Below are 24,790 nucleotides of genomic sequence, written 5' to 3'. Positions count from 1 at the left end.
GCACCCACCTTGATGGGCAAGAATGGGTTTATGTCGAACATTTTTGGTGCTCCCAAGGCCGGCGCCGCGAACGGACCGGACGATGCCCGGGCTGTTCCCACCGGCGACACCGTTGGCTCCTACACCTCCTACCTCGACGCCCAAAAAGCGGTTGATTACCTGGCGGACCAGCAGTTCCCGGTCCAGATGGTCTCCATTGTGGGCAACGAACTGAAGATGGTGGAGCGGGTTACGGGGCGACTTAGCTACCCGCGGGTGGCGCTGTCGGGGGCGTTGAGCGGCATGTGGTTCGGCCTGTTCGTAGGCGTCATGTTGTCCTTCTTCGCTCCGTCACCGGGATACTTCTCCATCATGACGTCGGTGCTGATGGGTGCGGCGTTCTTCATGCTCTTCGGCATCGTCACCTACGCCATGCAGCGGGGCAAGCGGGACTTCACCTCCACGAGCCAGGTGGTGGCCACGAGCTACGACGTAATTGTGGCACCCGAGGCAGCGCACGAGGCCCGGCGCCTGCTGCAGCAGTTGCCTATGTCCCGTTCGGACGCAGCATCCGGCCACGGCCCGTACACGCAGCACGACTACTACAACCAGCCGTACCAGCAGCAGCACCACCAACAGCCCGGGCAGCAGCAGGGGCAGGGCCCTGCCCGTCCCGCCGGCTGGAACGACCCCTACGGCCAGCGGTCCTCCGGTTCCTCCGCCCAAAGTGGACCGGCCCAGGAGGGCCATGGGCACCCGGACGACGGTGGCCAGCAGCACCCCGGCCAGCAGCCGGCCCAGCAGTACGACGCCGGCCAGCAGCCGGCCCAGCCGGTCCGTCCGGTCCGCTACCCCGACCTGCCCGACGGCCGCCCGCAGTACGGCGTCCGTCTGCCCCAGGGTCCTGCCGCGGATGCGGGGCAGCCCGGCATCGGACAAAGCGCAGAACACCGTGCAGAAACCAGCGCAGAGGACCGGGCACAGGATGGCGCGGAACACCCGGTTGAACAACAGTATGGTCCGGACGGGGACCAGCACCGGGGCGAACACCGCCAGTAACAGCGCAGCTGCCGCCCGGGCTCAGGGATCCTGGCAGCACCACGAAGAAACGTTGCCACAACAAAGAGCGGGACCGCTGGAATGAATCCAGCGGTCCCGCTCCTTGTTGTCTGTGCCCGTATCAGGCTTCTTCGGTCCGGTAGATGCCAGCCATCCAGTCCTCCACATCCTCCGCGTTGCGCGGCAGGGCGGCACTGAGGTTTACGGGGCCGTCAGCGGTCATAAGGATGTCGTCCTCGATCCTGACTCCGATGCCGCGGTATTCCTCGGGGATCGCCAGGTCTTCCTTCTTGAAGTAAAGGCCCGGCTCGATGGTGAACACCATGCCTTCGCTAAGGACGCCGTCGAGGTAGAGTTCCCGTTTGGCCTGCGCGCAGTCATGGACGTCCAGGCCAAGGTGGTGGCTGGTGCCGTGCGGCATCCAGCGTCGGTGCTGCTGGCCCTCGGGGCTGATTGCTTCCTCAACGCTGACGGGCAGGATGCCCCACTCGGCCAGGCGCTCTGCCAGGACTGTGGTTGCCGCGGTATGGATGTCACGGAACTTGGTTCCCGGCTGGGCAGCGGCGAAACCGGCATCGGCAGCGTCCAGGACTGCCTGGTAGACCTTGCGCTGGATCCCGCTGAAGGTGCCGCTGGCCGGAAGGGTCCGGGTGATGTCGGCGGTGTAAAGGGAGTCCGCCTCGACGCCGGCATCAAGGAGCAGGAGCTCGCCGGCGTGGATGCGGCCCGTGTTGCGCGTCCAGTGCAGCACGGTGGCGTTGTTGCCGGAAGCTGCGATGGTGTCGTAGCCCAGCTCATTGCCTACCTCGCGTGCACGGGCGAAGAAGGCTCCCTCCACCACCCGCTCGCCGCGGGCATGCGTGAGGGCCCGCGGCAGGGCCTTGACAACTTCTTCAAATCCTTCGACGGTGGCGGAGACCGCGATCTTCATCTGCTCGATTTCCCACTCATCCTTGAGCAGGCGCAGTTCGGAGAGGGCTTCACTGAGTTTCTCGTCCAAGGCGTCGAGCACACCCAAATCCAGGTTCTCGGGGTCCTTGGCGGTGTTGTACCGGGCAGTGTCCACCAGGGCGTCAATGTTGTCGTCAACCTTACGGACCAGGCGGATGGAGATGCCGCCGATTTCCGGGGCGCCCACGTCTTTGGTGATGGCCGTTTCCAGTTGGTCAATGTGCGCGGTGGCCAGTCCCAGGCGGGCTTCGAACTCTTCCAGGGTGGGGCGGGCCCCAATCCAGAACTCGCCGGAGCGGGAATCTGCGTAGAACTGTTCCGTATCCCTGCCGGCCAGCGGCCGGAAGTACAGCGTGGCGCTGTGGTTCGCGCCGTCGTCGCCCGTTCCTTCTTCGACCGGTTCCAGGATCAGGACGGCGTCCGGCTCGTGGTCCAGGCCAAGCCCGGTCAGGTGAGCGAAGCCGGAGTGCGGGCGGAAGCGGTAGTCGCAGTCGTTGGAGCGGACCTTCAGTGGCCCCGCGGGGATGACCAGGCGTTCGCCTTTGAACTGGGCGGAGATCGCCTTGCGCCGGGCTGCGGCGTAACCGGCGACGGCGTCCCGGCGGGGAAGTTCCCCGGTGGACGGCGCCCAGTTGCTGGCCATGAAAGCCTTGAAGGCGTTGGAACTGGGCCGCTGCGAGCGGTTGTTGACGCGCTCCTCCAGCGGCTGGGAAGCAGAGTTTTGGGTGTTTTCGGCATCGTTCACGGCACCATCGTCTCACCAGCTTCCCGGCTAAGCGAACAGGGCAGCCCGGTCCCGTGGCTGCTGGTCCACTACGCTGGATAAGTGAGGATTGACCTGCATGCCCACTCCAACGTCTCCGACGGCACCGAGACCCCTGCCGATGTCATGGCGTCTGCCGCCCGCGCGGGACTGGACGTGGTGGCTTTGACCGACCATGATTCAACGGCAGGCTGGGCGGAGGCTGCCGCAGCCGCTGCTGCGTACGGGGTGGCCCTGGTGCCTGGCATGGAGGTCTCATGCCGGACCGAGGAGGGCGTCAGCGTCCATCTCCTGAGCTACCTGCACGACCCCACCCATCCCGGGCTCCTGGAGGAAATCACCAAGGCCAAGGACTCCCGCCTCACCAGGGCCGAACGGATGGTCACCATCCTGGCCGAGGACTATCCGCTCACGTGGGACGACGTGATCCACCATGTGGCACCCGGGGCCACTCTTGGCCGGCCCCACATCGCTGACGCCCTCGTTGCGGCCGGCGTCGTGGAGGACCGTTCAGAGGCCTTTGCCTCTATCCTCACCTCCCGGTCCAGGTACTTCATCCCGCACTACGCTCCGGACCCGGCCACCGCCGTCGAACTTGTCCGTGCCGCTGGCGGCGTGCCCGTGTTTGCCCATCCGGTAGCCTCCGCCCGGGGGCGGATCGTAGGGGAGCGGACCTACCGGGAGATGATCGACGCCGGACTGGCTGGCCTGGAGATCGACCACAGGGACAATCCGGAAGAGGGCCGCGACTTCCTGCGCAAACTGGCCGCCAGGCACGACCTGCTGATCACCGGCTCCTCCGACTACCACGGCACCGGCAAGCCCAACCTGCTGGGCGAAAACCTCACGGCCCCGGACATGCTTGCGCGGATCGAGGAAATGGGTACGGGAGCCGCCGTCGTCCGTCCCTAGTTTGGCCGAAATGACGTCATGGTGGCGTGCGCGCCCAGCCGCTTGGCCATGATGTCGATGGCGGGCTGGTTCTGGTCCACGCACACGAACTTGCGGCCAAGCTTGGCGGCAACTGCCCCCAGGGTGCCGGAACCGGCGAAGAAGTCCAGGCACCAGTCGCCGGGGCGGCTGGACGCCGCCACCACCCGGCGGATGAGGCCTTCGGGCTTCTGGGTGGGGTAGCCGGTCTTTTCCTTGCCGGTGGGCGAGACGATGGTGTGCCACCAGACGTCGGTGGGAAGCTTGCCCAGTTCGCGCTTGGCGGGAGTCACCAGGCCCGGTGCCATGTACGGTTCGCGGTCCACCTCGGCGCTGTCGAAGTGGTATTTCGCGGGGTTCTTCACATACACCAGGATGTTGTCGTGCTTGGTGGGCCAGCGGTTCTTGGCGCGGGCGCCGTAGTCGTACGCCCAGATGATCTCGTTCAGGAAGCATTCCCGGCCAAAGATGGCGTCCAGCATCACCTTGGCGTAGTGCACCTCGCGGTAGTCCAGGTGCAGGTACAGGGTCCCGTCATCGGCCAGCAGGCGCCACGCCTCCACAAGCCGGGGCTCCAGGAAGGACCAGTAGTCGCTGAACGCGTCATCGTAGCGGTGCAGGGCGCCCTTGATGGTGTCGTACGAACGGCCCTTGAAACCTACCCGGTCCCCGCTGCCGCCGGCGTTGACCACCATCCGGGTTTGCTGGCGCTGCTGCGGCCTGCCCGTGTTGAAGGGCGGGTCCACGTAAATCAGTGTGAAGGCGCCGTCCGGCAGCGTGGGGAGGTACGCCGCGTTGTCCGCGTGCACCACCAGGCTGCCGCCGTCCGGCGCCCAAACAGTGTCAGTCATCAGGGCAGTTAGGCCTCGGAGTTGCCGGGCTGGGTGCCGTTGTCCGCGCCGGCAACCACTTCGCCGTTGCGGCGCCGGGTGCGGGTGCGGGTCCGGCGGGCGCGCGAGGGCTTTTCGCCGTCGGTTGCGGGGGCGGCAGCCTCGCCGGCAGGAGCGGCTGTGGAGTCCGGCGTACGACGGCGGCGCTCGCCAGAGCGGGCCGCGGAGTCACTGCTGCGGCCACCTTCGCGGCTGCCGCCCTTGGCACGGCCCCGCCCGTCCCGGTCACGTGACCGGTCAGAATCGCGGCCGCCGCGGCTGTTCTTCTTTCCGGTTTCGCCGAGGTCCTCGAGCACCTCGGCGTCGACGCCGGCAAGGGTCCGCTTGTCGCGGGGAAGGCGGCCCTTGGTGCCCTCGGGGATGTCAAGATCGGTGTACAGGTGCGGCGAGGATGAGTACGTTTCCACGGGCTCTGGGACGCTCAGGCCCAGGGCCTTGTTGATCAGCGCCCAGCGCGGCATGTCGTCCCAGTCAACGAACGTGACGGCGGTGCCCTTGTTGCCGGCGCGGCCGGTGCGGCCCACCCGGTGCAGGTAGATCTTCTCGTCTTCCACACACTGGTAGTTGATCACGTGGGTAACGTCATCGACGTCGATGCCGCGTGCAGCGACGTCCGTGGCCACCAGGACATCCACCTTGTTGTTGCGGAACGCGCGCAGCGCCTGCTCGCGGGCGCCCTGGCCCAGGTCGCCGTGGATGGCGGCGGCCGCGAACCCGCGGTCCACCAGTTCCTCGGCCACCTTGGCAGCGGTGCGCTTGGTCTTGGTGAAGATGATGGTCCGGCCGCGGCCGCGGGCCTGCAGGATGCGGGCCACCACCTCGGCCTTGTCCATGCTGTGTGCACGGTAGATCAGCTGGCGGATATCGCGTTTGGTCAGGCCCTCATCTTCCGGATCAGCTGCGCGGATGTGGGTGGGCTGGGTCATGTAGCGGCGGGCCATGGCGATGACCGGGCCGGGCATGGTGGCCGAGAACAGGAGCGTCTGGCGGACTGCAGGGGTGCCGGCGATGAGGGTCTCAACGTCCGGCAGGAACCCGAGGTCCAGCATTTCGTCGGCCTCGTCGAGGATGACCATCTTGACGTTCTTGAGGACCAGGTGCTTTTGCTTGTAGAGGTCGATCAGCCGCCCGGGGGTGCCGACGACGACCTCGACGCCCTGCTGGAGCGCCTCGACCTGCGGCTCGTAGGCGCGGCCGCCGTAGATGGTGGTGATCCTGGCGTTGCGCTTGCGGGATGCGGTTTCCAGGTCGCTGGCAACCTGCACTGCCAGTTCACGGGTGGGGACAATGACCAGGGCCTGGGGTGCACCCGGCACGGCCAATGTGGTGTAGCCGGGGTCGTCCCTGCCCACGACGCGCTGCAGCGCCGGGATGCCGAAGCCAAGGGTCTTGCCGGTGCCGGTCTTGGCCTGGCCAATGATGTCGTGTCCGGCGAGTGCCACCGGCAGGGTCATGGCCTGGATGGGGAAGGGGTGGGTAATCCCGGCGTCAGCCAGGGATTCAACGATGTCATCGCGGACGTTGTAGTCGGCAAAGGACTTCTCCGCGATCTCATGCGGGGTCTCGTCCGAGATGATGGTTTCTTCCGGTTCGATGGTTTCCGTGCCGGACACATCGCTCAGAAGCTGGTGGGTATGCAATTCACTCACAGGGGAGTTTCCTTATTCATTTGGGCAATGGCGCTGCCTGCTCAACGGGCCGGCCACAGCTGGCCGCTCCGGAGCACGCTCAGGCGCGCAAGCGATTCCAGTGGAAGCCGATCGCGGGCTATCTAATGCTGGCACTGGTGACCAGCGGGTAAATCTCAAGATCGCGTAGGGGCGGGCTTGTTGGTTTCAAATCGAGGAAATCAACGACCGGGCATCCAGTTCTACCCCTCCAGTCTAGCCGTACGAGCGCGGAAACACGGTTTCGGCCCGCCGTGGCAGGCCCGCCCGCGGATCTAAGGGAGCAGCTGCCTGGCCAGAAGTGCAAGTACCCGGTCGAGGGCAGCCCGGGTTGGATGCCCCGGTTCGTCGACCAGGGAGACCGTGAGCACCGAGTGTGCCGATGGCGGGATCCCAGCCGCGTTGCCCGGTGAAGAGTCGATCTCGATCCCCTCGAAGGATGTCCCGAGCGCCGCCCGAAGGCTCTCGAATCGCTCGTGCGGGCAACCCCGGTCGTTGGTGAACCGGAGCGCGAGCACGCGCAGGCCGTCATGCGCCCGTTCCGCGATCGTGGCGAGATCATCGGCATCCAGGCCCAGGGCTGCACGGCCACGTCTCCCGATTGGTGCGGGCATGGCCGGTTGGCTCGCAACAGATGCAATGACTGACGGTTCGAGCGCAGTCGCCAGCGCAAAACCTCCCGTGAAGCACATCCCCACTACTCCGACCCCGGGCCCGCCGCACTCACGGTAAGCCGATGCAGCAAGTCCCCGCAGCCACCCGACGACGGGGCTCGTGCGGTCGGCCAGTTTGGTGAACTCCCGTGCCACGCAGATCCGCAGGATCGACCGCACGATCGCGGGGCCACTTACCGGGGCCGCGGGGTGCCCGAACAGGGACGGCATGTACACGGTGTACCCGGCGGCTATGAGCCGGCGAGCGAAATCGATGACGCCCGGATGCATTCCCGGGATCTCGTGGAGCACAAGAACCGCCGGTCCCGATCCGCCCCGGAAGACCTCATGCGTCCGCCCCTCGTGGGTGAAGTCGAACGTCTGAAAGTCCGGGACGGGCGGCGTTCCCGGGCTCACTCGGCCTGCTCCTTCCACGGTCCGCCCCGTCGTCGAAGCTCTCCCGCAAGCATGTGCAACGCTGTTCGCCGGATGAGGGAGCTGAAGGGGCCGATGAGGAGCCAGTAGCGCCGGAACCGGCGACGGCTCCTGTCGTCGGTGAGGGAGACACGTGTTTCCACCGTCACGATTGACGAGGCGTTCCCGTAGCGGTCGATCTTGAGGCTGGTGGCGATTTTGGCGAAGCCGGGCTCATCGAAACTGGCGAACTGCTCTGGCGTGGTGGGTGCATCGGTGGCGCCCGCGATCGATTTCCAGGGGCGGCCCACCTGGCCCAGGACCATCTGCACGCCAGGGTTCTCGCCGAGCATGATCCAACCCAGACCCACCATATCCTTGAGCCTGAACGCGCGCGGGGCTGCTTCTGGTGCGGGAGTCTTCCCACGTCGATTAATGGCGCCTGCCAATCCCTGTGGCAGTGCACGGATGCCGAGCAGGATCCGCACTATCGGGGCCTTAAAAGGTCCATCCCACAAGCCACTGCGTAACACTCGGCCGGACCTGCCCGGAAAACGTCTGCATGCACGATGGAGAAGTCGTATCTTGGCAGGAATTGGTCCATGAGCAGTTGAGAGTCAGCTGCATGGTTGACCGTAAGTTCAGTGCTTTGTGCGTGTGGTTGGGCAGGTAGCTCACTCATTTGAATCCTTCTCCTGCCTGGGACTTTTTCTTCCGCTTGAGCCCAGCTTCGCGTCTGCAGGGACGGGGGTCCAGTGCCGGAGGGCCCCGTTGCGTTTGGGGACTCGTGGGTGTGGCTTCCCCGCAGGACCTTCGGCCCTTTTGCCGCCGGCGCCAAGAGTCCAGCGTGGCTGGAATACAGCTGCAGATGCAACAGCAGAGGATATGGGGGCTGGACCATCAAAATCACTGTCTTTGGTGCCACGGGCGCGACGGGGCAATTGCTGGTGCGCCGGGCTCTCGATGAGGGCATTACCGTGGTTGTCTACGCCCGCCACCCCAATAAGCTGGCAATCGCCAACGAAAGACTGAGCGTGGTCAAGGGGGAACTTTCGGATGCCTCGGCCATTGAGAGGGCCGTACAGGGATCCGACGGAGTGGTCAGCCTGCTGGGGCAAGGGGTACCGGTGAAAGGTACCCCGATTGCCGCAGGCACGCGCAACATCCTCGCAGCCATGCAGAAGTCCGGCGTGCAGCGGATCGTGGCGGTGACCACGGCAAGTGCAGCAGATCCCGCTGATCGCCCGTCTCTGCGTTCGAAGGCGGCCATCGGATTTGCCAAGCTCTTTATGCGCCCGGCCTTTGACGACGTTATTGCCACCGCGCAGGCCATTCGGGCATCCGACCGGGATTGGACCATCGTGCGCCCCCCACTCCTTCGAGACGATCCCCGAACGGGGCAGGTGGTGGCCGGCTACCTCGGCGACGGTGTTACCGGCAATTTCCTCTCGCGCGCAAACGCGGCTGAGTTCATGCTTAGGGTGCTTCGCAACAATGAGTACCTTCGAATGGCACCGATCGTCGCCGACGCCAAGTAGAGCCAGCGGATGGCCCGGTCCCCGAACGGGGCAGCGCTAAGCCACCCCGGTGGCTTGGGAAACGAGTTCGAAGTGGATCTGCCGGGTGGTGATGTCCGAGGACACGAGCCGGACGCGGACCTTGGTTCCGGATTCCAACTCACCGGCGCAGCGTGCGGTCACCGCGGGTTCGGCGACCTGGATGATCCCCGAACTTCCGTTCCCGTTTCCGTTCTTCCCGTTTCCGTTTTTGCCGTTCCCATTGCCGGTCCCGTTGCCGTTGCCGTTCCCGTTCTGCGGCTTGGATCCGGAAATCACGATCGCGTCGAACTCCTGCCCGATGTGGTTCAGCAGCAGCGCGGCCTCCACGGTGTCCAGGGCCATGCGTTCCATCCTGGACGCCAGCTGGTCCGATCCGGCCATGATGCCCGGCAGCAGGGGCAGGGCTTCCCGGGCCCAGCCGGGAACATCGCCGCCATTGCTCAGGGCCTCGCAGATGACCAGCACGAAGCGGTCCACCAGGCGGCGCAGCGGCGCGGTGGTGTGGGCGTAGGCAGCACCGATGGCGGACTGCATGCCATCCCCGGGGACAGTCCCATCAAAGGCGGTATAGGACGCACCGCGGAACAGCATGCCGGCCGAATGCATGATGGCCAGCTGCCGCGGGTCGGTGGGATCGAGTGACCGCAGGTACTCGCCGTAGCTGACCTCCCCGTCCCACGGCCTGCCCAGCACCTCGGTCTGCAGCCGGAAATGCCGCAGGGACCGTTCGTCCGGCGCGGGCATGGTACGCAGGATGCCCACCTTGCCCTCCAGCATGAGCTGCGCCGCGGCCATCCCGGTCATTAGCGAGATCTGTGCGTTCCAGTCCTCCACGGGAAGCTGCGGAACCGCGTCAATGCGGTAGCCGCCGTCGGGGAGCTGGACGATCTCCTGCTCCGGCATGTTCAGGCTGGCCCCTCCGCGTTCCCGTTCCAGCGCCACCCGTTTCAGGCCCACCTCGCGGAGCAGCCGCAGCACTGGTGAAGCCGTCCCGGCGTTGAGGTCCGCCTGCGCCCCCTTGTAGCTGAGCTTGTCGCGGCTGCGGACCCGCGCCCGCCTTACGCCCACTGACACAACCGACGCGTCGCCGTCGAGCGTGAAGTCCCAGACGAAGGCCGAACACTCCTGGCCCGGCAGCAGGCTCCCGGCCCCCTCGCTGATCACTTCCGGGTGCAGCGGGATCCGGCCGTCGGGAGCGTAGAACGTCTGCCCGCGGCGCCGGGTCTCAGCGTCCAGGGGACCCCCGGGTGCAACAAACGCCGGAACGTCGGCGATCGCGTACATCACGCGGTAGCCTTTCCCGTCCGGTTCGATGAACACTGCCTGGTCCAGGTCCGTGGAGGACGCCGGATCGATGGTCACGAATTCGACGGCGGTCAGGTCGTAGGACGGCAGCTTCAGTGCTGCCACGGCCGCCCGGGCGTCCGCCACGGCTTCAGCAGGATACGGGCCTGGCAGTTCGAGTTCCGTCCGCAGCAGTCCCAACGCCTCTTCGAGGGCGTTCCTGTGGTCGTGGACATTGGGGGCCAACCGATGATGTGACACAAAAGTCAGCGTAGCTCCAAGTCCCCGGATATGGCATCAGGAGCCGGCGGCGTCCAGCGCGTCGAGGAGGGAGGCCGCAGCGGCCGCGGGGTCGGATGCCTCCGTGATGGCGCGGACCACCACGATCCTGCGGGCACCGGCCTCCGCCACCTCGCGGACGTTTCCGTGGTCGATGCCGCCGATGGCAAACCACGGCACGGGATCCGCCGCTTGCCCCGAGGCCTCGGCGGCGTACTTCACCAGTTCAGGGCCGACGGCGGCCCTGCCGGGTTTGGTGGGCGTGGCCCAGACAGGACCCACGCAAAAGTAGTCCAGCCCGGACGGCCCGGCAGTTGCTGCCAGGGCGGCGTCCACCTGTCCGGTGGTATGGCTGGAGAGCCCGATGGCCGCATTTCCGTTGACCAGGGTCCGCGCCGCAGCCAGCGGAAGGTCCTTCTGGCCAATGTGGAACACCGGTGCCCCGGACAGCACGGCGATGTCGGCGCGGTCATTGACGGCCCACAGCTTCCCGTGCCGCACCGCGGTCTCCTTCAGCACCGCCAGGAGGTCCAGTTCCTCGGCAGCTTCGATGGTCTTGTCGCGCAGTTGGATGATGTCCACGCCGCCGTCAAACGCGGCGTCCACGAACTCCGCGAAGTCGCCGCGCTCACTCCTCGCATCGGTGCAGAGGTACAGGCGGGCGGCCTTGAGGGCGTCGCTGTGCCCTGCATTGGCAACTTCGGGATTGGCAACTGAGGCGGCTGAAGCGTGGGGGCCGGCGGGCAAGGATGAGGCGGACACATTCATGCCTGCAAGCCTAGTTCCTCTAAACTGGGCTGGTACTGCGGGAGCCCGCGGCAGCTGTCATAAAGCGCCGGGCTGAGAGGGCGTCAGAGCCGACCGCTTGACCTGATCCGGTTAATGCCGGCGTAGGGAAGGAACCATATGCGTACCCCATCCGACAATCGCTCCGGGTCCTCCGGGTCCTCCGGGTCCTCCGGGTCCTCCGGGTCCTCCGGGTCCGCCGGTGCCACCGGTGCCACGGTGCGGGCCGACGTCGCCGTCATCGGCGGGGGAGTGGTTGGGCACGGAATCGCCTGGGAGGTGCAGCGTTCGGGGCGCTCCGTCGTCCTGGTCGATGAAGCACCCGGAAGCGGTGCCAGCTGGGCCGCCGCCGGCATGCTGGCCCCCGTCAGTGAACTGCACTACCAGGAGGAGGACCTCCTGGAACTGATGCTTGAGGCATCATCCCGCTGGCCGGGGTTCGCCGCCGGAATCGCCGGTCCAACGGGTGCGGATTCCGGATATCTTACGACGCCGACACTCGCCGTAGGTGCCGACGCGGCGGACCGCCGGGCGCTGATGGACCTTCGCGCGGTACAGCAGGCCAACGGGCTGGCGGTGGAACCCCTGACCGTGCGGGAGGCCCGTAAACGTGAGCCGCTCCTCAGCCCCGCCATCGCCTGCGCGCTGGATACGCCCGCGGACCACCAGGTGGATCCCAGGCGCCTGGTGGCGGCCCTGCGGCTGGCCCTCGCCGGCGCCGCGCAGGAGAAGCCGGAACTGGCGGTTGCCGGGGCGTTGGACGGGTATGCCGTGCCGGACCGGGCAGCCGCCCTGCTGTGGGAAGGCGAAACAGTTGCCGGTGCCAGCCTCGCCAGCGGCGGCACAGTATTGGCAAAGGAAACCGTGGTAGCGAACGGCCTTCAGTCGGGGGCGCTTGGGGGCCTGCCCCACGGCCTTGAACTGCCCCTGCGTCCGGTGCACGGGGACATCCTGCGCCTTGCCGTTCCCCCGCACCTCCAGCCCCTGGTAACCTCCACGGTGCGTGGCCTGGTCCACGGCATCCCGGTCTACATCGTCCCCCGGCAGGACGGGACCGTCGTCATCGGTGCCACCCAGCGGGAGGATGCCCTCTCCGACGCCGTCAGCGCCGGAGGCGTGTACCAGCTGCTGCGGGACGCCCAAGCGCTGGTGCCTGCTGTGGCTGAACTTGAACTCCTGGAGTGCACCGCCCGGGCCCGTCCCGGAACCCCTGACAACGCGCCGCTGCTGGGCCGCGTGCCCGCAGCCCTGGGGTCAAAAGGCACCGGGGCCGGGCACGTCCCGGGTCTCATCATCGCCACAGGCTTCTTCCGGCACGGGGTGCTGCTCACTCCCGCTGCGGCAGCCATCTGCGCCGTACTGCTGGACGGGAAAGCCGATCCCCGCTGGGCGCCCTTCAGCCCTGAACGGTTTTCGCGGCCGGCGGCGGCCGCCCCAATCCCCCACATCAAGGAGACAGCGTGAACATCACCCTGAACGGAAAGACGCACACAGTGGCCGACGGCGCCTCCATCACCACGCTCGTCAGCCAGGTCACCGGACGCCCGCTGGCACCCAGCGGACAGGCGACGGACGGCGGGAAGCTGGGCGTCGCCGTCGCGCATAATGCCCAGGTGGTGCCGCGCAGCCAGTGGTTCGCCACGGCGCTCGCCGAGGGCGACGACATCGAACTTGTCACAGCAGTACAGGGAGGCTGACGCCATGACCGAAACCAGCACCATCAAACCCGCCGGACATTCCGGACCCGACGACGCCCTGGTGATCGACGGCGTCGCCCTGGGATCGCGGCTCATCATGGGAACCGGGGGTGCACCCAGCCTGGACGGCCTGGGCGCCGCGCTCGTCGCCTCCGGCACGGCGCTGACCACCGTGGCCATGCGCCGCTACTCCACCGCGGAGACCGGCTCGCTGTTCCAGCTGCTGGTGGACCACGGGATCCGGGTACTGCCCAACACGGCTGGCTGCTTCACCGCCCGGGATGCTGTCCTCACGGCGGAACTGGCCCGGGAAGCCCTGGAGACCGACTGGGTGAAGCTGGAGGTCATCGCCGACGAGCAGACCCTCCTGCCGGACGCCGTGGAACTCGTGGAAGCCACCGAGCAATTGGTTAACCGCGGGTTCAAGGTCTTCGCTTATACCAATGACGACCCCGTGCTTGCGCTGCGGCTGGAAAACCTCGGGGCCACCGCCGTCATGCCGCTTGGGGCCCCGATCGGCACCGGCTTGGGGATCCTGAATCCGCACAACATCGAGCTCATCGTCTCCCGGGCCTCGGTGCCGGTGGTTTTGGACGCGGGCATTGGCACAGCGTCGGATGCCGCCCTGGCCATGGAGTTGGGCTGCGACGCCGTCCTGCTGGCAACGGCCGTGACGCGCGCCCAGAACCCCGTTCTCATGGGTGAGGCGTTCAAGCATGCAGTGATCGCCGGGAGGATGGCCAGGGCTGCGGGGCGCATCCCGCGGCGGGAGCACGCCCTTGCGTCGTCGGCGATGGAGGGCCGCGCGGAGTTCCTCTGACCCGTCATACACGTGTGGCCACCACCCGGATGGGTGGTGGCCACACCTGCATGTTCAGCCGGCAGCGGGTCAGTCAGCGCCGCAGAATGACGGTCAGCCGCTCCGAGTCACGGCGGGCACGGGCGCGGCCCAGGTAGACGACGGCGCCAATGGCCGCGGCAGCGCCGAGGACCGTGGGCAGGACCCATGGAAGCCAGGTGGTCCCGGGCAGGTAGCCGAAGCCCGCCGCCATCAGGATGATCCACGTCAACGCCGCAACACCCACGGCGATGCCGGCGGGGAGTGCCGCACCGTACTTGGCGTGCCGCTTGTCATTGGCCCAGACGACGAAGCCGGCGGCGGCAGTGGCCAGCACCACGATGGTCAGCGAAAGCATGGATCTCCTTGGGAAACGGACTGGCCGGAGCCTAGAACTGGCCGAAACCTACGCGCCGGACCTCTTCGGCGCCGATCTCGACGTAGGCCAGGGCATTGCCCGGAACAATGATGAGGCGTCCTTTGTCATCCTTCAGGCGCAGTTCGCTGCCTTCGTTAATGGCTTCGCCAACAACTTTGGCCACTGTCTCCGCGTCCTGGGCGGATTCCAGTACGATTTCGCGGCCAACGTTTTGAACGCCGATCTTAATTTCCAAGGGGGCCTCCCAGCCAAACACGTTCGTTGATGATGTCTTATTTGTAGTCTAGGACCCTTTGGGGAAGCGAGAGATTCCGCGCCAAGCTAAACGGTAGATGAGGTCGCTGGCTACATCGAGGTCCAGGTTGCCGTCTGTTTCCAGCCAGTACCGGGCGCTGACCTGCGCCATTCCGGCCAGGCCGCGGCCCAGGAGTTGCGCTTCCAGCTGGGGGAGCTTGGTGTCCTCAGCAATGACCCGGGCAATGGCATCGGCGAAGGTCCGGTTGAAGGTCTCCAGCCTGGAACTGACATCGGGGTCGTTGATCAGGTCGGACTCGAACACCAGGCGGTGGGCCTGGTCGTCGTTGGCGATGAAGTGGAAGTAGGCGCGCATGACGGCCTGGACGCGTTCATCATTGTCCGTGGTGGAGTTCAGGGCGCCCAGCATCAGTTCGGTCAGGGAGGTCAGGTGGCTTTCCAACAGGGCGAGGTACAGTTCGCGCTTGGAGGGGAAGTGTTGGTACAGCACCGGTTTGCTCACATGGGCGGTCTCTGCGATCTCGTCCATCGCCGCGCCGTGGTAGCCGTTGGCTACGAACACCTCCTGGGCCGCAGCAAGGAGCTGGGCGCGGCGCTCATCCCGCGGCATCCGGGTGGACCGCTGGCCTGCGGGGCGGGAGGGGGCCTGGGGTTCGGCGGCGGGCGGGCGGTCAGCCCGTGCTTCAGGGACCACAGTTGTCCTTCTTTCCATTGCAGTTACCCTCACTTTACTGCGGGGTAATATGACCCGGCAGTATCCCGGGGCATACATTGAAGTATGGCTTCGTCTTTCACCGCAAATGTTTCGACCCCCGCCCTGGATCCGCTGGTGGAACCGGCTGCTGACCTCACTCCCGCCGAGGTGGAACGGTACTCCCGCCACCTGATCATTCCCGAGATCGGTGCCCTGGGGCAGCGGCGGCTCAAGAACGCCAGGGTACTGGTCATCGGCGCCGGCGGACTGGGCGCACCCGCATTGCTGTATCTTGCCGCGGCGGGTGTGGGAACGATTGGAATCATCGACGACGACGTTGTGGATCTGAGTAACCTGCAGCGCCAGGTGATCCACGGCGTCGGCGACGTGGGCCGGCCGAAGACCGAATCAGCGCGCGATGCCATTGCCGGGCTCAATCCGCTGGTGGATGTCAGGCTGCACAACGTGCGCCTGGACGCGTCCAATGCCCTGGAGCTGTTCAGCGGGTACGACCTGATTCTTGACGGTGCCGACAACTTCGCCACCCGGTACCTGGTGAACGACGCCGCCGCCATCCTGGGCAAGCCCTACGTGTGGGGTTCCATCTTCCGTTTCGACGGCCAGGTCAGCGTGTTTTGGGAGAAGCACGGCCCCACCTACCGGGACCTGTACCCCGAGGCTCCGCCCGCCGGTTCTGTCCCTTCCTGCGGCGAGGGGGGCGTCTTCGGGATGCTGTGCGCCGCCGTTGGGTCGCTCATGGTGACCGAAGCGGTGAAGCTGATTACCGGCGTCGGACGTTCCCTGCTGGGCCGGGTGGCCCTGTTTGACGCCCTGGGCGGCAGCTGGCGCGAGATCCGCGTGTCAAAGGACCCAGCGGCCGCGCCCATCACGGAACTGACTGACTACGAGGCCTTCTGCGGCATCGCCCCGGTCTCCCAATCGGACACGGAACACACCGTCACCGCCACGCAGCTGGCCACCATGCTGGCCTCGCGGAAAGCCGGGCTCAAGGACTTTGAACTGGTGGATGTCCGTGAGGCGGGGGAGTACGACATCGTGCGGATCGACGGGGCCAAACTGATTCCGCAGGGACGCATCCTGGCCGGCGAGGCCTGGGATGAACTTCCGCAGGACCGGGACATCGTGTTCCACTGCAAGGCCGGGACACGGTCCGCCAACGTGCTGGCGGCGGCCCGTCAGGCCGGCTACCAGCGGGTCAGCCATCTCGACGGCGGGATCCTGGCCTGGGTGCGCGACGTGGAGCCCGGCAAGCCCGTCTACTGACCGAACGCCCCATCACTTCCTGCGGCTTTTTGGAGAACGCCCCATCACTTTCTTGGCGAAAGTGATGGAGCGTTGCCGGATGGGGCGCAGGTGCTGATGGGGCGTTGCCGGATGGGGCGCAGGTGCTGGTGTGGCGTTGCCGGATGGGGCGCAGGTGCTGGTGGGGCGTCGTGCGGGTCAGGCGGTTTCGCGGCCCTGGTGGTCCACCGGGCACTCGGTCTCCACCACTGCAGGCGCGGCAGTGCCGGGCTGCTCAACGGTGATGCCGTAGAGCGCCTCGAGCGCGGCAACGTAGTCGTCCTGCTGGCCGTTCGCGGCGAGCTCGCGGGCGCGGACCGTGGGGACGTGCAGCAACTGCTTGACCATGCGGCGGAGTGCGAACTCTACTTCTTCGGCGGCAGCCGTGCAGCCGTGGCGGGCGCGGACCTTTTCCATCTCCGCGTCCAGCACGTTCATGGTGTGGCGCCGCAGGGCAACGATGGCGGAATCCACGGACCGGGCTTCGCGCTCCTGCTCGAAGGCCCTGGCGGCACCCTTGACGATGCCGCTGGCCTGGGCCAGCGATTCCGCCTGTTCCTGCGGTGCTGCCAGGCGCACTGATTCAAGGGTCAGCAGCTCCACGCCGTCCAGCTCGCCGACGGCGGGATCGAAGTCGTGCGTGAGCGCCAGGTCAATGGCGATCAGGGGCTGCGGTGAATCCGAGCGGACCTGGGCCAGCTCGTCAGCTTCAACCCGGGTGTCCGAGCCGCTGCAGCCGATCATGACGTCGGCAGCGGCCACAGCGGGCCGCAGCGATTCAACGTCAAGGGCCATGCCGCCGCGCGAGGCCACGAATCCTTCGGCCCGGCCGGAAGAGGAGTAAACGGAGATGTCCGTGCAGCCACGTTCACGCAGCAGTGCCATGGTGGCGCCGGCGTAGGCGCCGGTTCCGAACAGCACAACCTTCTTGGTTGACCAGTCGGGGTTTTCGGAAAGATCGGTGGCCAGGTCCAGTGCCACGGACACGATGGACAATCCCCGCGAACCGAGGGCGGTCTGCGCGCCCACATCCTTGGCAGTCTTCGAGGCGGCCTGGAAAAGCCGGACAAGGCCGGCGCTGGCAGTGCCGTCGTGCTGGGCGGTAATCAGGGCACGGCGCACCTGGCCGGCGATTTCCCGTTCACCGACGACGGCGGAGTCCAGTCCCGCGCTGACGGCGAACAGGTGCTGGGTCACTTCGGGTCCGGTCCGGGTGCTGAAGGAGCGCGAAACGAGGGGTTCGGCCAGGCCACTGGCCTCGCTGATCCGGGATACGAGGGCCGCCCGGGCCGCTTCGACGTCGTTCGGGTTGGGCGCTTCGCCGTAGATCTCGTAGCGGTTGCAGGTGGCCAGGACCACCGCGCCGGCTACGGCGGGGGACTCGGTGAGCGCGGATGCGGCAATCCCGGAGGAACCGTTGCTCAACTGAGCAACGGTTTCAAGATCGATGTCGGCGTGTGTAGCCACCAATGAGAAAAGAACCACAGCAGACCAATCATAGCTTTTTCGTTGCCCGGTAGAACAACCCTCGGAAAGGATAGTCCCCACACTGCACAGTGATCCGCGCCACCTGCCTGGCTTGCGTGGTGTAAGCGACAGGTTGTCGTTATCTTTTGCAGCTCTTTTTGGGCACAATCAAAAGCATGACTCCTAGCCCTGCCGTCTCCGCTGCCGGTGTCCTCGCCGCAGACCATCCACTGATGGACGGCCGCACAGCTGATTCACCACTGATCACGGCCTACCGCGGGGGCAAGCCGTCCCGCCGTCCCGTCTGGTTCATGCGGCAGGCGGGCCGGTCGCTGCCGGAATACCTCAAGGTGCGCGAGGGCATTGCCATGCTGGACTCCTGCCTCCGTCCGGAGCTGGCCTCCGAGATTACGCTCCAGCCCGTCCGCCGCCACGACGTGGACGCCGGCATCTTCTTCTCAGACATCGTCATCCCGCTGAAGCTCGCCGGGGTGGGCGTGGACATCGTGCCCGGGGTGGGTCCCGTCCTTGACAAGCCCGTGCGCACCGCGGCCGATGTCGCCGCCCTGCCGCCGCTTACGTGGGAAGCCCTGGAGCCCATCCGCGAGGCCGTCCGCCTTACGGTGGCGGAACTGGGCAAGACGCCGCTGATCGGTTTTGCCGGCGCGCCGTTTACCCTGGCTGCCTACATGGTGGAAGGGAAACCCTCGCGCGACCACCTGGGCCCGCGGACCATGATGCACGCGGACCCGGAGACCTGGAACGCGCTGGCAAACTGGGCTGCCGACGCCTCGGGAATGTTCCTTCAGGCCCAGCTGGAGGCCGGCGCCTCCGCCGCCCAGCTCTTTGACTCCTGGGCGGGCTCGCTGGGACTGGCCGACTACACCAAATACGTTGCACCGGCGTCGGCCCGTGCCCTGGACCATGTCCGCCACCTCGGTGCCCCGCTCATCCACTTCGGCACCGGCACGTCCGAACTCCTCGTCGCCATGCGGGACGTCGGCGTCGACGTAGTGGGCGTTGACTACCGGCTGCCGCTCGACGAAGCGAACCGCCGGCTGGGCGGAACCGTGCCGCTGCAGGGAAACATCGACCCCGCACTGCTGGCAGCCCCCTGGGAAATCCTTGAGGCCCACGTCCGCGAGGTCATCGCCGCCGGCTCCGCAGCCCCCGGCCACGTCCTGAACCTGGGACACGGAGTACCACCCGAAACGGACCCGGACGTCCTGACCCGGGTGGTGGAGCTCATCCACTCCATCTCACCGGAGTAACCAATGGGCAGCAGCTCCGCGGCGAGGGCACGTACAGCTTTGGTGGTGGGCGGCGGGATCTCCGGGCTGCTGTCCGCGCGGGAACTTGCCGCGGCCGGCCACGAAGTGACCGTCCTTGAAGCGGGGACGGCGTGGGGTGGCTGCGTGGGCAGCCATACGGTAGCAGGCCTGACGCTGGACAGCGGCGCCGAGTCCTTCGCCACGCGGTCCGACGCCGTCGCCCGGCTCTGTGCCGAACTCGGCCTGGGCAGCAAGATTGTCCAGCCCCGTCCCGGCGGCGCGTGGGTGCAGCTTCCGGACGGCCCCCGCGAACTGCCGAGGACCGGGGTGCTGGGCATCCCCGCCAACCCCTGGGACCCTGAGGTCCGCCGCACCCTGGGCACCTGGGGTTCGCTGCGCGCTTCCCTGGACCGGCTGCTGCCTGCTTCCGTGGGTGCCGGTGGCAGCGTCACCAGCGTCTCCGCCCTGGTCCGGGCACGAATGGGTTCGCGGGTGCTGGAACGGCTGGTCTCGCCCGTGGTGGGCGGCGTCCACTCCGCCGATCCCGGCCTGCTCGACGTCGACATGGTGGCTCCCGGCCTCCGCGCCGGACTGCGGAAGCATGGTTCCCTCGCTGCCGCAGTTTCGGCCCAGCGGCGCGGCGCCGCCACACCCGCCAAGGACCAGGCGCCCCAACCCGCAAAAGCCGGGTCCGCCGTCGCTGGCCTCGAAGGCGGCATGCACCTCCTGGTGGATGCCCTCGTGGCGGATCTCCAGCGCCGGCGGGTAACCCTTCTGTTGGGCGCTGCCGTCACCTCGGTTTCCCGCACCCCGGAAGGCTGGCGCGTCGAGGCCACCGGAACGGCCTACGACGCCACAGTGCTGGTCATGGCGGTGGAGGGCCCGGCCGCCGTCGAACTGCTGGAACATGCGGTACCCGCGGTCGCAGGAAAGAAACCGGCCTCCGGGCCCGACGTCAAGCTGGTCACGCTGGTCCTGGACAAACCGGACCTGGACCGGCGTCCGCGAGGTACGGGAATTCTGGTGGCCCCCCAAACGCCGGACATCGAGGCAAAGGCGCTGACGCATGCCACGGGCAAGTGGGATTGGCTGACAGCTGCTGCCGGTCCGGGGCGCCATGTGGTGCGCCTTTCCTATGGCCGGGTGGATGGTGCTTCGGCCCAGCATGGTGCCGGCCCTGAAACCGGTGATGAGCTGTTCACAGCCGCCCTGCGGGACGCTTCCGCCCTGTTGGGCATCCGGATCACGGAGGAGGACGTGCGGGGCTGGGATGTGGTTCGGTGGCGCGGCGCCCTGCCCTTCGCCGCCGTCGGGCACCGGGCACGGGCAGCGGGGATCCGGCAGGCCTGCAGTGCAGCGGGCGGCCTGGCCGTCGTGGGCGGATGGGTAGCCGGAAACGGGTTGGCCGCTGTGGTGTCCGACACGCGTGAGCAAATGGGCCAACTGACTGCCGCCTGAGCATCGCTGCTGGTCAGACGGCCGAAGAGGCTCCGCGGCCCCAGCGCAGCGGCCGCCCCGGCCTCCCTCCCGGTTTCCAAACGGTCAATCGTTCTGGTTAGGGTCGATGACTATGGTTCAACACAGGTCCGAGCTTTCAATGTCCCGGACCGGTATCCATGGGGGAATCCGGCGCGGTACCGCAGCAGCGGCCGTCGGAGCGGTACTGGTTCTTTCCACCGGCGTCCAGGCGTCCTTGGCTGACGACGCGGCACCTCCTCCCCAAGACCCCGCGGCACAGGTATCCGCGGACGCAACTGCTGCTGCGCGTGATATCGCCGCCCGCCAGGATGCCCCCCAGTTCCAGCGCGGTTCGCATGGAGAAGACGGAGGGGCCGCCACGGACCCTGCCGCCGGCGCCACCCTGGCAAAGACCCCGTCTGTCCTTGCCGTGCCGGGCGCCCTGCTTCCGGCGGTGAAGGCCTCCCTGCCCACAACCACGCCGACGGCGGCCGCATCAGCCGCCGCGGAAGCTTCGATATCAGCGCTGCCCCTTCCCGATCTCCCGCTGCCCACCGTCTCCGGCACGCCCCTCCTGCCGGGCGGGCAGACCGCAACGCCCGCGTCACCAACCGGCACCGCATCTTCCCCTGCGCCGACCCAGCCACGGGCTACAACAGCATCCGGACCCACCACGGCATCCGCGCCAGGCGCGGCCCCGGCGGCGGGCACCTCTCCCGAGGCGGGCGCCACGGCCCCGTCCGCAGTTATGGTTACTCCGGCCGTTGGGGCGGCAACGGAAGCAGCGCCGGGAGGGGCTGATCCCGCTACCGGCGCTCCGGCCGCGGCGGGAGCTTCCGGTACGGCAGGAGGATCCCCCCGTACGGGCGCGTTTGGAGGCGCGGGTGCCGCCGGCAATGATGCCAGCCACGCCGCAGCAAACGGTGCCGCGCAGGCTTCCTCATTCCCAGCGGCGGGGATCCCCGCGGCGCAGGGTGATCAGACCCGGTCCCAGCCCGCCCGCACGCCGCAGGCTGCCGGCCCGCCTGCAGGTCCGGGCCGCGCAGTCTCGTCCATCGGACCTCTTCCGGACGTGCCCGATGCCATGGTGTGGCTGGGCGCCGGCCTGGTTGGCGTAGGTGCCGCCGCGGGGCTGGTGTTCCTGCGCATGCGCCGCCTCTAAGGAGCGCTGCGGAGTGGCCTGCTGCACTGGAGAACGTGACTTTGCTCACTTCTACGAGTTGTAGAACTCTTCGGTTTCGCCTTGGGGGCAGCGAAGGGGCAAACTTGTAACCATGAGCCACACTTCTGCCGAATCTGTCACTAAAACCGAAGAATCAGCCGAGCAGTTCTTTACCCTCTGGACGGTATTCAAACGGTCAGAGTCAGTGGTCCGCAGTGCGAATGCCGCCGCCGACTTCGAAGCGCTGCTGGAGCGGCTCGCTGCGGCCGGCGTCACGCACCGGGGCAGCTACGACGTCTCGGCCATGCGAGCCGACGCCGACGTCATGGTGTGGCTCCACGGAGCCAAGCCGGAAGCGCTGCAGCAGGCCATCCGCGACATCCGCCGCAGCAGCCTGTTCGCCGGCACCGAGATCGTCTGGTCCGCCATGGGTGTCCACCGCGAGGCAGAGTTCGCCAAGAACCACACACCCGCGTACTCCCGAGGCGTCGCTCCGGCGGAGTGGCTGTGCGTGTATCCGTTCGTGCGCTCCTACGAGTGGTACATCCTTCCGGAGGCCGAGCGTGGCAAGATGCTTCGCGACCACGGCCTGCTGGGCCGGGATTTCCCCCAGGTCATCTCCAACACTGTCTCCTCCTTCGCCCTGGGGGACTGGGAGTGGATCCTCGGCCTGGAGGCACCCGAGCTGGTTGACCTGGTAGACCTTATGCGCCACCTGCGCGCCACGGAGGCGCGCAACCACGTCCGTGAGGAAGTCCCGTTCTATACCGGACGCCGGATCACCGCCGATGAAGTTGCAGAGGTGCTCGCATGAACTCGGAACAGCAGGCCGCGACGGCCGCCAACCCGGTAACTGAAGCCGGACGCATGGCCCCCAAGAACTATGACGCCGTCCTGCTGGCCTCCTTCGGCGGACCGGAAGGGCAGGAGGACGTCATCCCGTTCCTCCGCAACGTCACCCGCGGCCGGGGGATCCCGGACGAGCGGCTCGAGGAAGTCTCGCACCACTACCGCGCCAATGGCGGCGTCAGCCCCATCAACCAGCAGAACCGCGAGCTCAAGGCGGCGCTGGAGGCCGAACTCGCTGCCCGCGGCATCGAACTGCCCGTGCTGTGGGGCAACCGCAACTGGGCACCGTACATCCCGCAGACCCTGCAGGAGGCGTACGACGCCGGGCACCGCCGGGTGCTGATGCTCACCACGAGTGCCTACTCCTGTTACTCCAGCTGCCGCCAGTACCGTGAGGACATTGGCATGGCGCTGACGGAGACCGGCCTGGACGGCAAACTCGAAGTGGACAAGGTCCGCCAGTACTTCGACCACCCCGGTTTCGTCGAGCCGTTCGTTGAGGGAACCGCGGCCGGCCTCGCCGACGTCCGCGCCAAGCTCGCCGAAGCCGGCACGCCGGACGCCCCCGTGCACATCCTGTTTGCCACGCACTCCATCCCCATGCGGGACGCCGAGGCCGCGGGCCGGTCCGAGGGTGAGCCCCGCGAGTTCGAGGAAGGCTCCGCCTACGTGGCCCAGCACCTCGCCAACGCCGCCGCCGTCATCGACCGGGTCAAGGCCGAATCCGGGCTGACCGCGGAGTGGTCCCTGGTGTACCAGTCCCGTTCAGGCGCCCCGCACGTGCCGTGGCTGGAGCCGGACATCAACGACGCCATCGAGGAACTGGCCGGGCAGGGTGTGAAGGGCATCGTCATCGTTCCGCTTGGCTTTGTCAGCGACCACATGGAAGTTGTCTGGGACCTGGACACCGAAGCGATGGAAACCTGCGCCAACCTGGGCCTGGCCGCCACCCGCGTCCCCACCCCCGGTACGCACAAGAAGTTCGTTGACGGCCTTGTGGACCTCATCTGCGAGCGGACGGTGGCCAACAACATCAGCAACCGCCCCGCCCTGACGGACCTTGGTCCCTGGTACGACGTCTGCCGGCCGGGATGCTGCGCCAACTTCCGCGGTGAAAAGCCCACCATTGCAGGGGCCGACACCACCGTGGGCACCGGCCATGACCCGTATCCGTCCGGTGCTGACGCGGAAACGGCGCAGCTGTGACAGTCCGCATTGGCACCCGTGCCAGCAAACTCGCGCTCACCCAGACCCAGCAGACCGCGGACCAGCTGGCCGCCGTCGGGGGTTTCCCGGTGGAGCTGGTGCACATCCGGACCGACGGCGACGTCCTCACCGGCTCGCTGTCCCAAATGGGCGGCACGGGCGTCTTTGTCGCAGCCCTGCGCGACGCGCTGCTGCGCAGTGAGTGCGATGTAGCCGTCCACTCGCTCAAGGACCTGCCCACAGGGGCAGCGGTAGGGCTAAGCCTTGCCGCCACGCCGCGCCGCGTGGACGTCCGCGACGTCCTGTGCGCCCGGGACGGACTGAAGCTGGCCGACCTGCCTGCCGCAGCCCGCATTGGCACCGGCTCGCCCCGGCGCGCGGCACAGCTGCGGGCAGCGCGCCCGGACCTGGACATCGTGGACATCCGCGGCAACGTGGACACCCGCCTGGGCCGCGTTCCCGGGTTGCCCGGAAACTCCACGGACCAGGTGGTGCCCGGAAAGTCCTGCGACCTGGATGCCGTGGTGCTGGCCGCCGCGGGCTTGGAGCGGATCGGCAGACTGGACGCCGTTACCGAATACCTGGAAACCGACGTAATGCTTCCCGCCGCCGGCCAGGGATCGCTGGCCATCGAATGCCGGACGGCTGACGCACCGCCAAAACCCGGGTCTGCCGAAGGCTCCCGGGAGGTCCTGGCCCAGGCCCTGGCAGCACTCGACGACCCCGACACCCGCCTCGCCGTCACGGCCGAACGTGCCCTGTTGGCCCGCCTCGAAGCAGGCTGCGCAGCTCCGGTGGGCGCCTACGCCTACCGGAAGGGCAGCATGCTGCACCTGGAAGCCGTGGTGTGCGCCGTGGATGGCACCGCCACCGTCCGGGACAAGCGCGCCACCGATGGGCTGACGGAAGTAGGAGCCACCCTGCTGGGCATCGACCTGGCTGAGGCCCTGCTTGCCGCCGGAGCCGCCGACATCGCAGACCTGCAGGCGTCCTGACCT

24 protein-coding genes and 1 riboswitch are annotated in these 24,790 nt (G+C 67.4%); of the genes, 13 read left to right on the top strand and 11 right to left on the bottom strand.

The window, feature by feature from the left end:
- The first annotated feature begins 30 nt into the window (after window positions 1-30).
- Complete coding sequence (locus tag ACTAQI_RS09490; RefSeq protein WP_457950759.1) at window positions 31-1,038, top strand: general stress protein; 1,008 nt, start codon at window positions 31-33, stop codon at window positions 1,036-1,038.
- Between the two features lie 121 nt (window positions 1,039-1,159).
- On the opposite strand, the gene ACTAQI_RS09485 is transcribed toward ACTAQI_RS09490, so the two are convergent.
- Window positions 1,160-2,734, bottom strand: a complete 1,575-nt coding sequence (locus ACTAQI_RS09485) for an aminopeptidase P family protein (RefSeq protein WP_457950758.1) — start codon at window positions 2,732-2,734, stop codon at window positions 1,160-1,162.
- Window positions 2,735-2,815: 81 nt separating this feature from the next.
- On the opposite strand from ACTAQI_RS09485, the gene ACTAQI_RS09480 reads away from it, so the two are divergent.
- Window positions 2,816-3,664 (top strand): PHP domain-containing protein, encoded by an 849-nt coding sequence (locus ACTAQI_RS09480; RefSeq protein ID WP_457950757.1) that lies wholly within the window; start codon window positions 2,816-2,818, stop codon window positions 3,662-3,664.
- On the opposite strand, the gene ACTAQI_RS09475 is transcribed toward ACTAQI_RS09480, so the two are convergent.
- From ACTAQI_RS09475 to ACTAQI_RS09460, 4 genes are all read right to left on the bottom strand, one after another.
- Window positions 3,661-4,533, bottom strand: a complete 873-nt coding sequence (locus ACTAQI_RS09475) for a DNA-methyltransferase (protein ID WP_457950756.1) — start codon at window positions 4,531-4,533, stop codon at window positions 3,661-3,663. The two genes, ACTAQI_RS09480 and ACTAQI_RS09475, sit on opposite strands and share 4 nt — an antisense overlap.
- Window positions 4,534-4,541: 8 nt before the next feature.
- Window positions 4,542-6,221, bottom strand: coding sequence for a DEAD/DEAH box helicase (locus ACTAQI_RS09470; RefSeq protein ID WP_457950755.1), 1,680 nt, complete (start codon window positions 6,219-6,221; stop codon window positions 4,542-4,544).
- A gap of 293 nt (window positions 6,222-6,514) precedes the next feature.
- Window positions 6,515-7,309, bottom strand: a complete 795-nt coding sequence (locus ACTAQI_RS09465) for a dienelactone hydrolase family protein (protein ID WP_457950754.1) — start codon at window positions 7,307-7,309, stop codon at window positions 6,515-6,517.
- A complete protein-coding gene (locus tag ACTAQI_RS09460; protein WP_457950753.1) occupies window positions 7,306-7,680 on the bottom strand; it encodes a hypothetical protein in 375 nt (124 codons plus the stop codon). The genes ACTAQI_RS09465 and ACTAQI_RS09460 overlap by 4 nt, the downstream gene beginning before the upstream one ends.
- A 417-nt stretch (window positions 7,681-8,097) precedes the next feature.
- On the opposite strand from ACTAQI_RS09460, the gene ACTAQI_RS09455 reads away from it, so the two are divergent.
- Window positions 8,098-8,844 (top strand): NAD(P)-dependent oxidoreductase, encoded by a 747-nt coding sequence (locus ACTAQI_RS09455; RefSeq protein WP_457950752.1) that lies wholly within the window; start codon window positions 8,098-8,100, stop codon window positions 8,842-8,844.
- 36 nt (window positions 8,845-8,880) lie between these two features.
- On the opposite strand, the gene ACTAQI_RS09450 is transcribed toward ACTAQI_RS09455, so the two are convergent.
- Both ACTAQI_RS09450 and thiE read right to left on the bottom strand, forming a co-directional pair.
- Window positions 8,881-10,410, bottom strand: a complete 1,530-nt coding sequence (locus tag ACTAQI_RS09450) for an RNB domain-containing ribonuclease (RefSeq protein WP_457950751.1) — start codon at window positions 10,408-10,410, stop codon at window positions 8,881-8,883.
- A gap of 36 nt (window positions 10,411-10,446) precedes the next feature.
- Window positions 10,447-11,196 (bottom strand): thiamine phosphate synthase, encoded by a 750-nt coding sequence (thiE, locus tag ACTAQI_RS09445; protein WP_457950750.1) that lies wholly within the window; start codon window positions 11,194-11,196, stop codon window positions 10,447-10,449.
- A 27-nt stretch (window positions 11,197-11,223) separates the two neighbouring features.
- A riboswitch (TPP riboswitch) is annotated at window positions 11,224-11,342 on the top strand.
- Here thiE and thiO point away from each other — a divergent pair.
- The 3 genes from thiO (at window position 11,335) to ACTAQI_RS09430 (ending at window position 13,731) form a co-directional block, all read left to right on the top strand.
- On the top strand, window positions 11,335-12,678 hold the full coding sequence (thiO, locus tag ACTAQI_RS09440) for a glycine oxidase ThiO (RefSeq protein WP_457950749.1): 1,344 nt from the start codon (window positions 11,335-11,337) through the stop codon (window positions 12,676-12,678). It overlaps the preceding riboswitch by 8 nt.
- On the top strand, window positions 12,675-12,911 hold the full coding sequence (gene thiS / locus ACTAQI_RS09435; protein WP_457950748.1) for a sulfur carrier protein ThiS: 237 nt from the start codon (window positions 12,675-12,677) through the stop codon (window positions 12,909-12,911). The genes thiO and thiS overlap by 4 nt, the downstream gene beginning before the upstream one ends.
- Window positions 12,912-12,915: 4 nt before the next feature.
- Window positions 12,916-13,731 carry a thiazole synthase gene (locus ACTAQI_RS09430; RefSeq protein ID WP_457950747.1) on the top strand — a complete coding sequence of 272 codons (816 nt, stop codon included), beginning with the start codon at window positions 12,916-12,918 and terminating at the stop codon, window positions 13,729-13,731.
- Between the two features lie 73 nt (window positions 13,732-13,804).
- Here the strand turns inward: ACTAQI_RS09430 and ACTAQI_RS09425 are convergent, their stop codons facing one another.
- Genes ACTAQI_RS09425 through ACTAQI_RS09415 form a run of 3 tightly spaced genes read right to left on the bottom strand, consistent with a single transcriptional unit; the run spans window position 13,805 to window position 15,077 of the window.
- Window positions 13,805-14,107: a hypothetical protein gene (locus ACTAQI_RS09425; protein ID WP_457950746.1), complete on the bottom strand. Its 303-nt coding sequence runs from the start codon at window positions 14,105-14,107 to the stop codon at window positions 13,805-13,807.
- Between the two features lie 31 nt (window positions 14,108-14,138).
- On the bottom strand, window positions 14,139-14,363 hold the full coding sequence (locus tag ACTAQI_RS09420; RefSeq protein ID WP_188570977.1) for a DUF3107 domain-containing protein: 225 nt from the start codon (window positions 14,361-14,363) through the stop codon (window positions 14,139-14,141).
- A gap of 48 nt (window positions 14,364-14,411) precedes the next feature.
- On the bottom strand, window positions 14,412-15,077 hold the full coding sequence (locus tag ACTAQI_RS09415; RefSeq protein ID WP_457950745.1) for a TetR/AcrR family transcriptional regulator: 666 nt from the start codon (window positions 15,075-15,077) through the stop codon (window positions 14,412-14,414).
- An 84-nt stretch (window positions 15,078-15,161) separates the two neighbouring features.
- On the opposite strand from ACTAQI_RS09415, the gene moeB reads away from it, so the two are divergent.
- Window positions 15,162-16,361: a molybdopterin-synthase adenylyltransferase MoeB gene (gene moeB / locus ACTAQI_RS09410; protein ID WP_457950744.1), complete on the top strand. Its 1,200-nt coding sequence runs from the start codon at window positions 15,162-15,164 to the stop codon at window positions 16,359-16,361.
- A gap of 177 nt (window positions 16,362-16,538) precedes the next feature.
- On the opposite strand, the gene ACTAQI_RS09405 is transcribed toward moeB, so the two are convergent.
- Window positions 16,539-17,864, bottom strand: coding sequence for a glutamyl-tRNA reductase (locus tag ACTAQI_RS09405; protein ID WP_457950743.1), 1,326 nt, complete (start codon window positions 17,862-17,864; stop codon window positions 16,539-16,541).
- Between the two features lie 158 nt (window positions 17,865-18,022).
- On the opposite strand from ACTAQI_RS09405, the gene hemE reads away from it, so the two are divergent.
- The 6 genes from hemE to hemC all read left to right on the top strand — a co-directional run bounded on the left by hemE (window position 18,023) and on the right by hemC (window position 24,787).
- Window positions 18,023-19,117 carry a uroporphyrinogen decarboxylase gene (hemE, locus tag ACTAQI_RS09400; RefSeq protein WP_457950742.1) on the top strand — a complete coding sequence of 365 codons (1,095 nt, stop codon included), beginning with the start codon at window positions 18,023-18,025 and terminating at the stop codon, window positions 19,115-19,117.
- A gap of 3 nt (window positions 19,118-19,120) precedes the next feature.
- Window positions 19,121-20,575: a protoporphyrinogen oxidase gene (gene hemG / locus ACTAQI_RS09395; protein WP_457950741.1), complete on the top strand. Its 1,455-nt coding sequence runs from the start codon at window positions 19,121-19,123 to the stop codon at window positions 20,573-20,575.
- A gap of 112 nt (window positions 20,576-20,687) precedes the next feature.
- On the top strand, window positions 20,688-21,737 hold the full coding sequence (locus tag ACTAQI_RS09390) for a hypothetical protein (RefSeq protein WP_457950740.1): 1,050 nt from the start codon (window positions 20,688-20,690) through the stop codon (window positions 21,735-21,737).
- A gap of 112 nt (window positions 21,738-21,849) precedes the next feature.
- Entirely contained in the window at window positions 21,850-22,551 is a 702-nt protein-coding gene (hemQ, locus tag ACTAQI_RS09385) for a hydrogen peroxide-dependent heme synthase (protein WP_457950739.1), read from the top strand.
- Complete coding sequence (locus ACTAQI_RS09380) at window positions 22,548-23,792, top strand: ferrochelatase (protein WP_457950738.1); 1,245 nt, start codon at window positions 22,548-22,550, stop codon at window positions 23,790-23,792. The genes hemQ and ACTAQI_RS09380 overlap by 4 nt, the downstream gene beginning before the upstream one ends.
- Entirely contained in the window at window positions 23,789-24,787 is a 999-nt protein-coding gene (hemC, locus tag ACTAQI_RS09375) for a hydroxymethylbilane synthase (protein ID WP_457950737.1), read from the top strand. Before ACTAQI_RS09380 ends, hemC begins: the two co-directional genes overlap by 4 nt.
- Window positions 24,788-24,790: the final 3 nt, after the last annotated feature.

This window comes from Pseudarthrobacter sp. alpha12b (genome assembly GCF_054130495.1).
The sequence above is the reverse complement of the archived record's forward strand: the minus strand, read 5'-3'. Positions and strand labels throughout refer to the sequence as shown.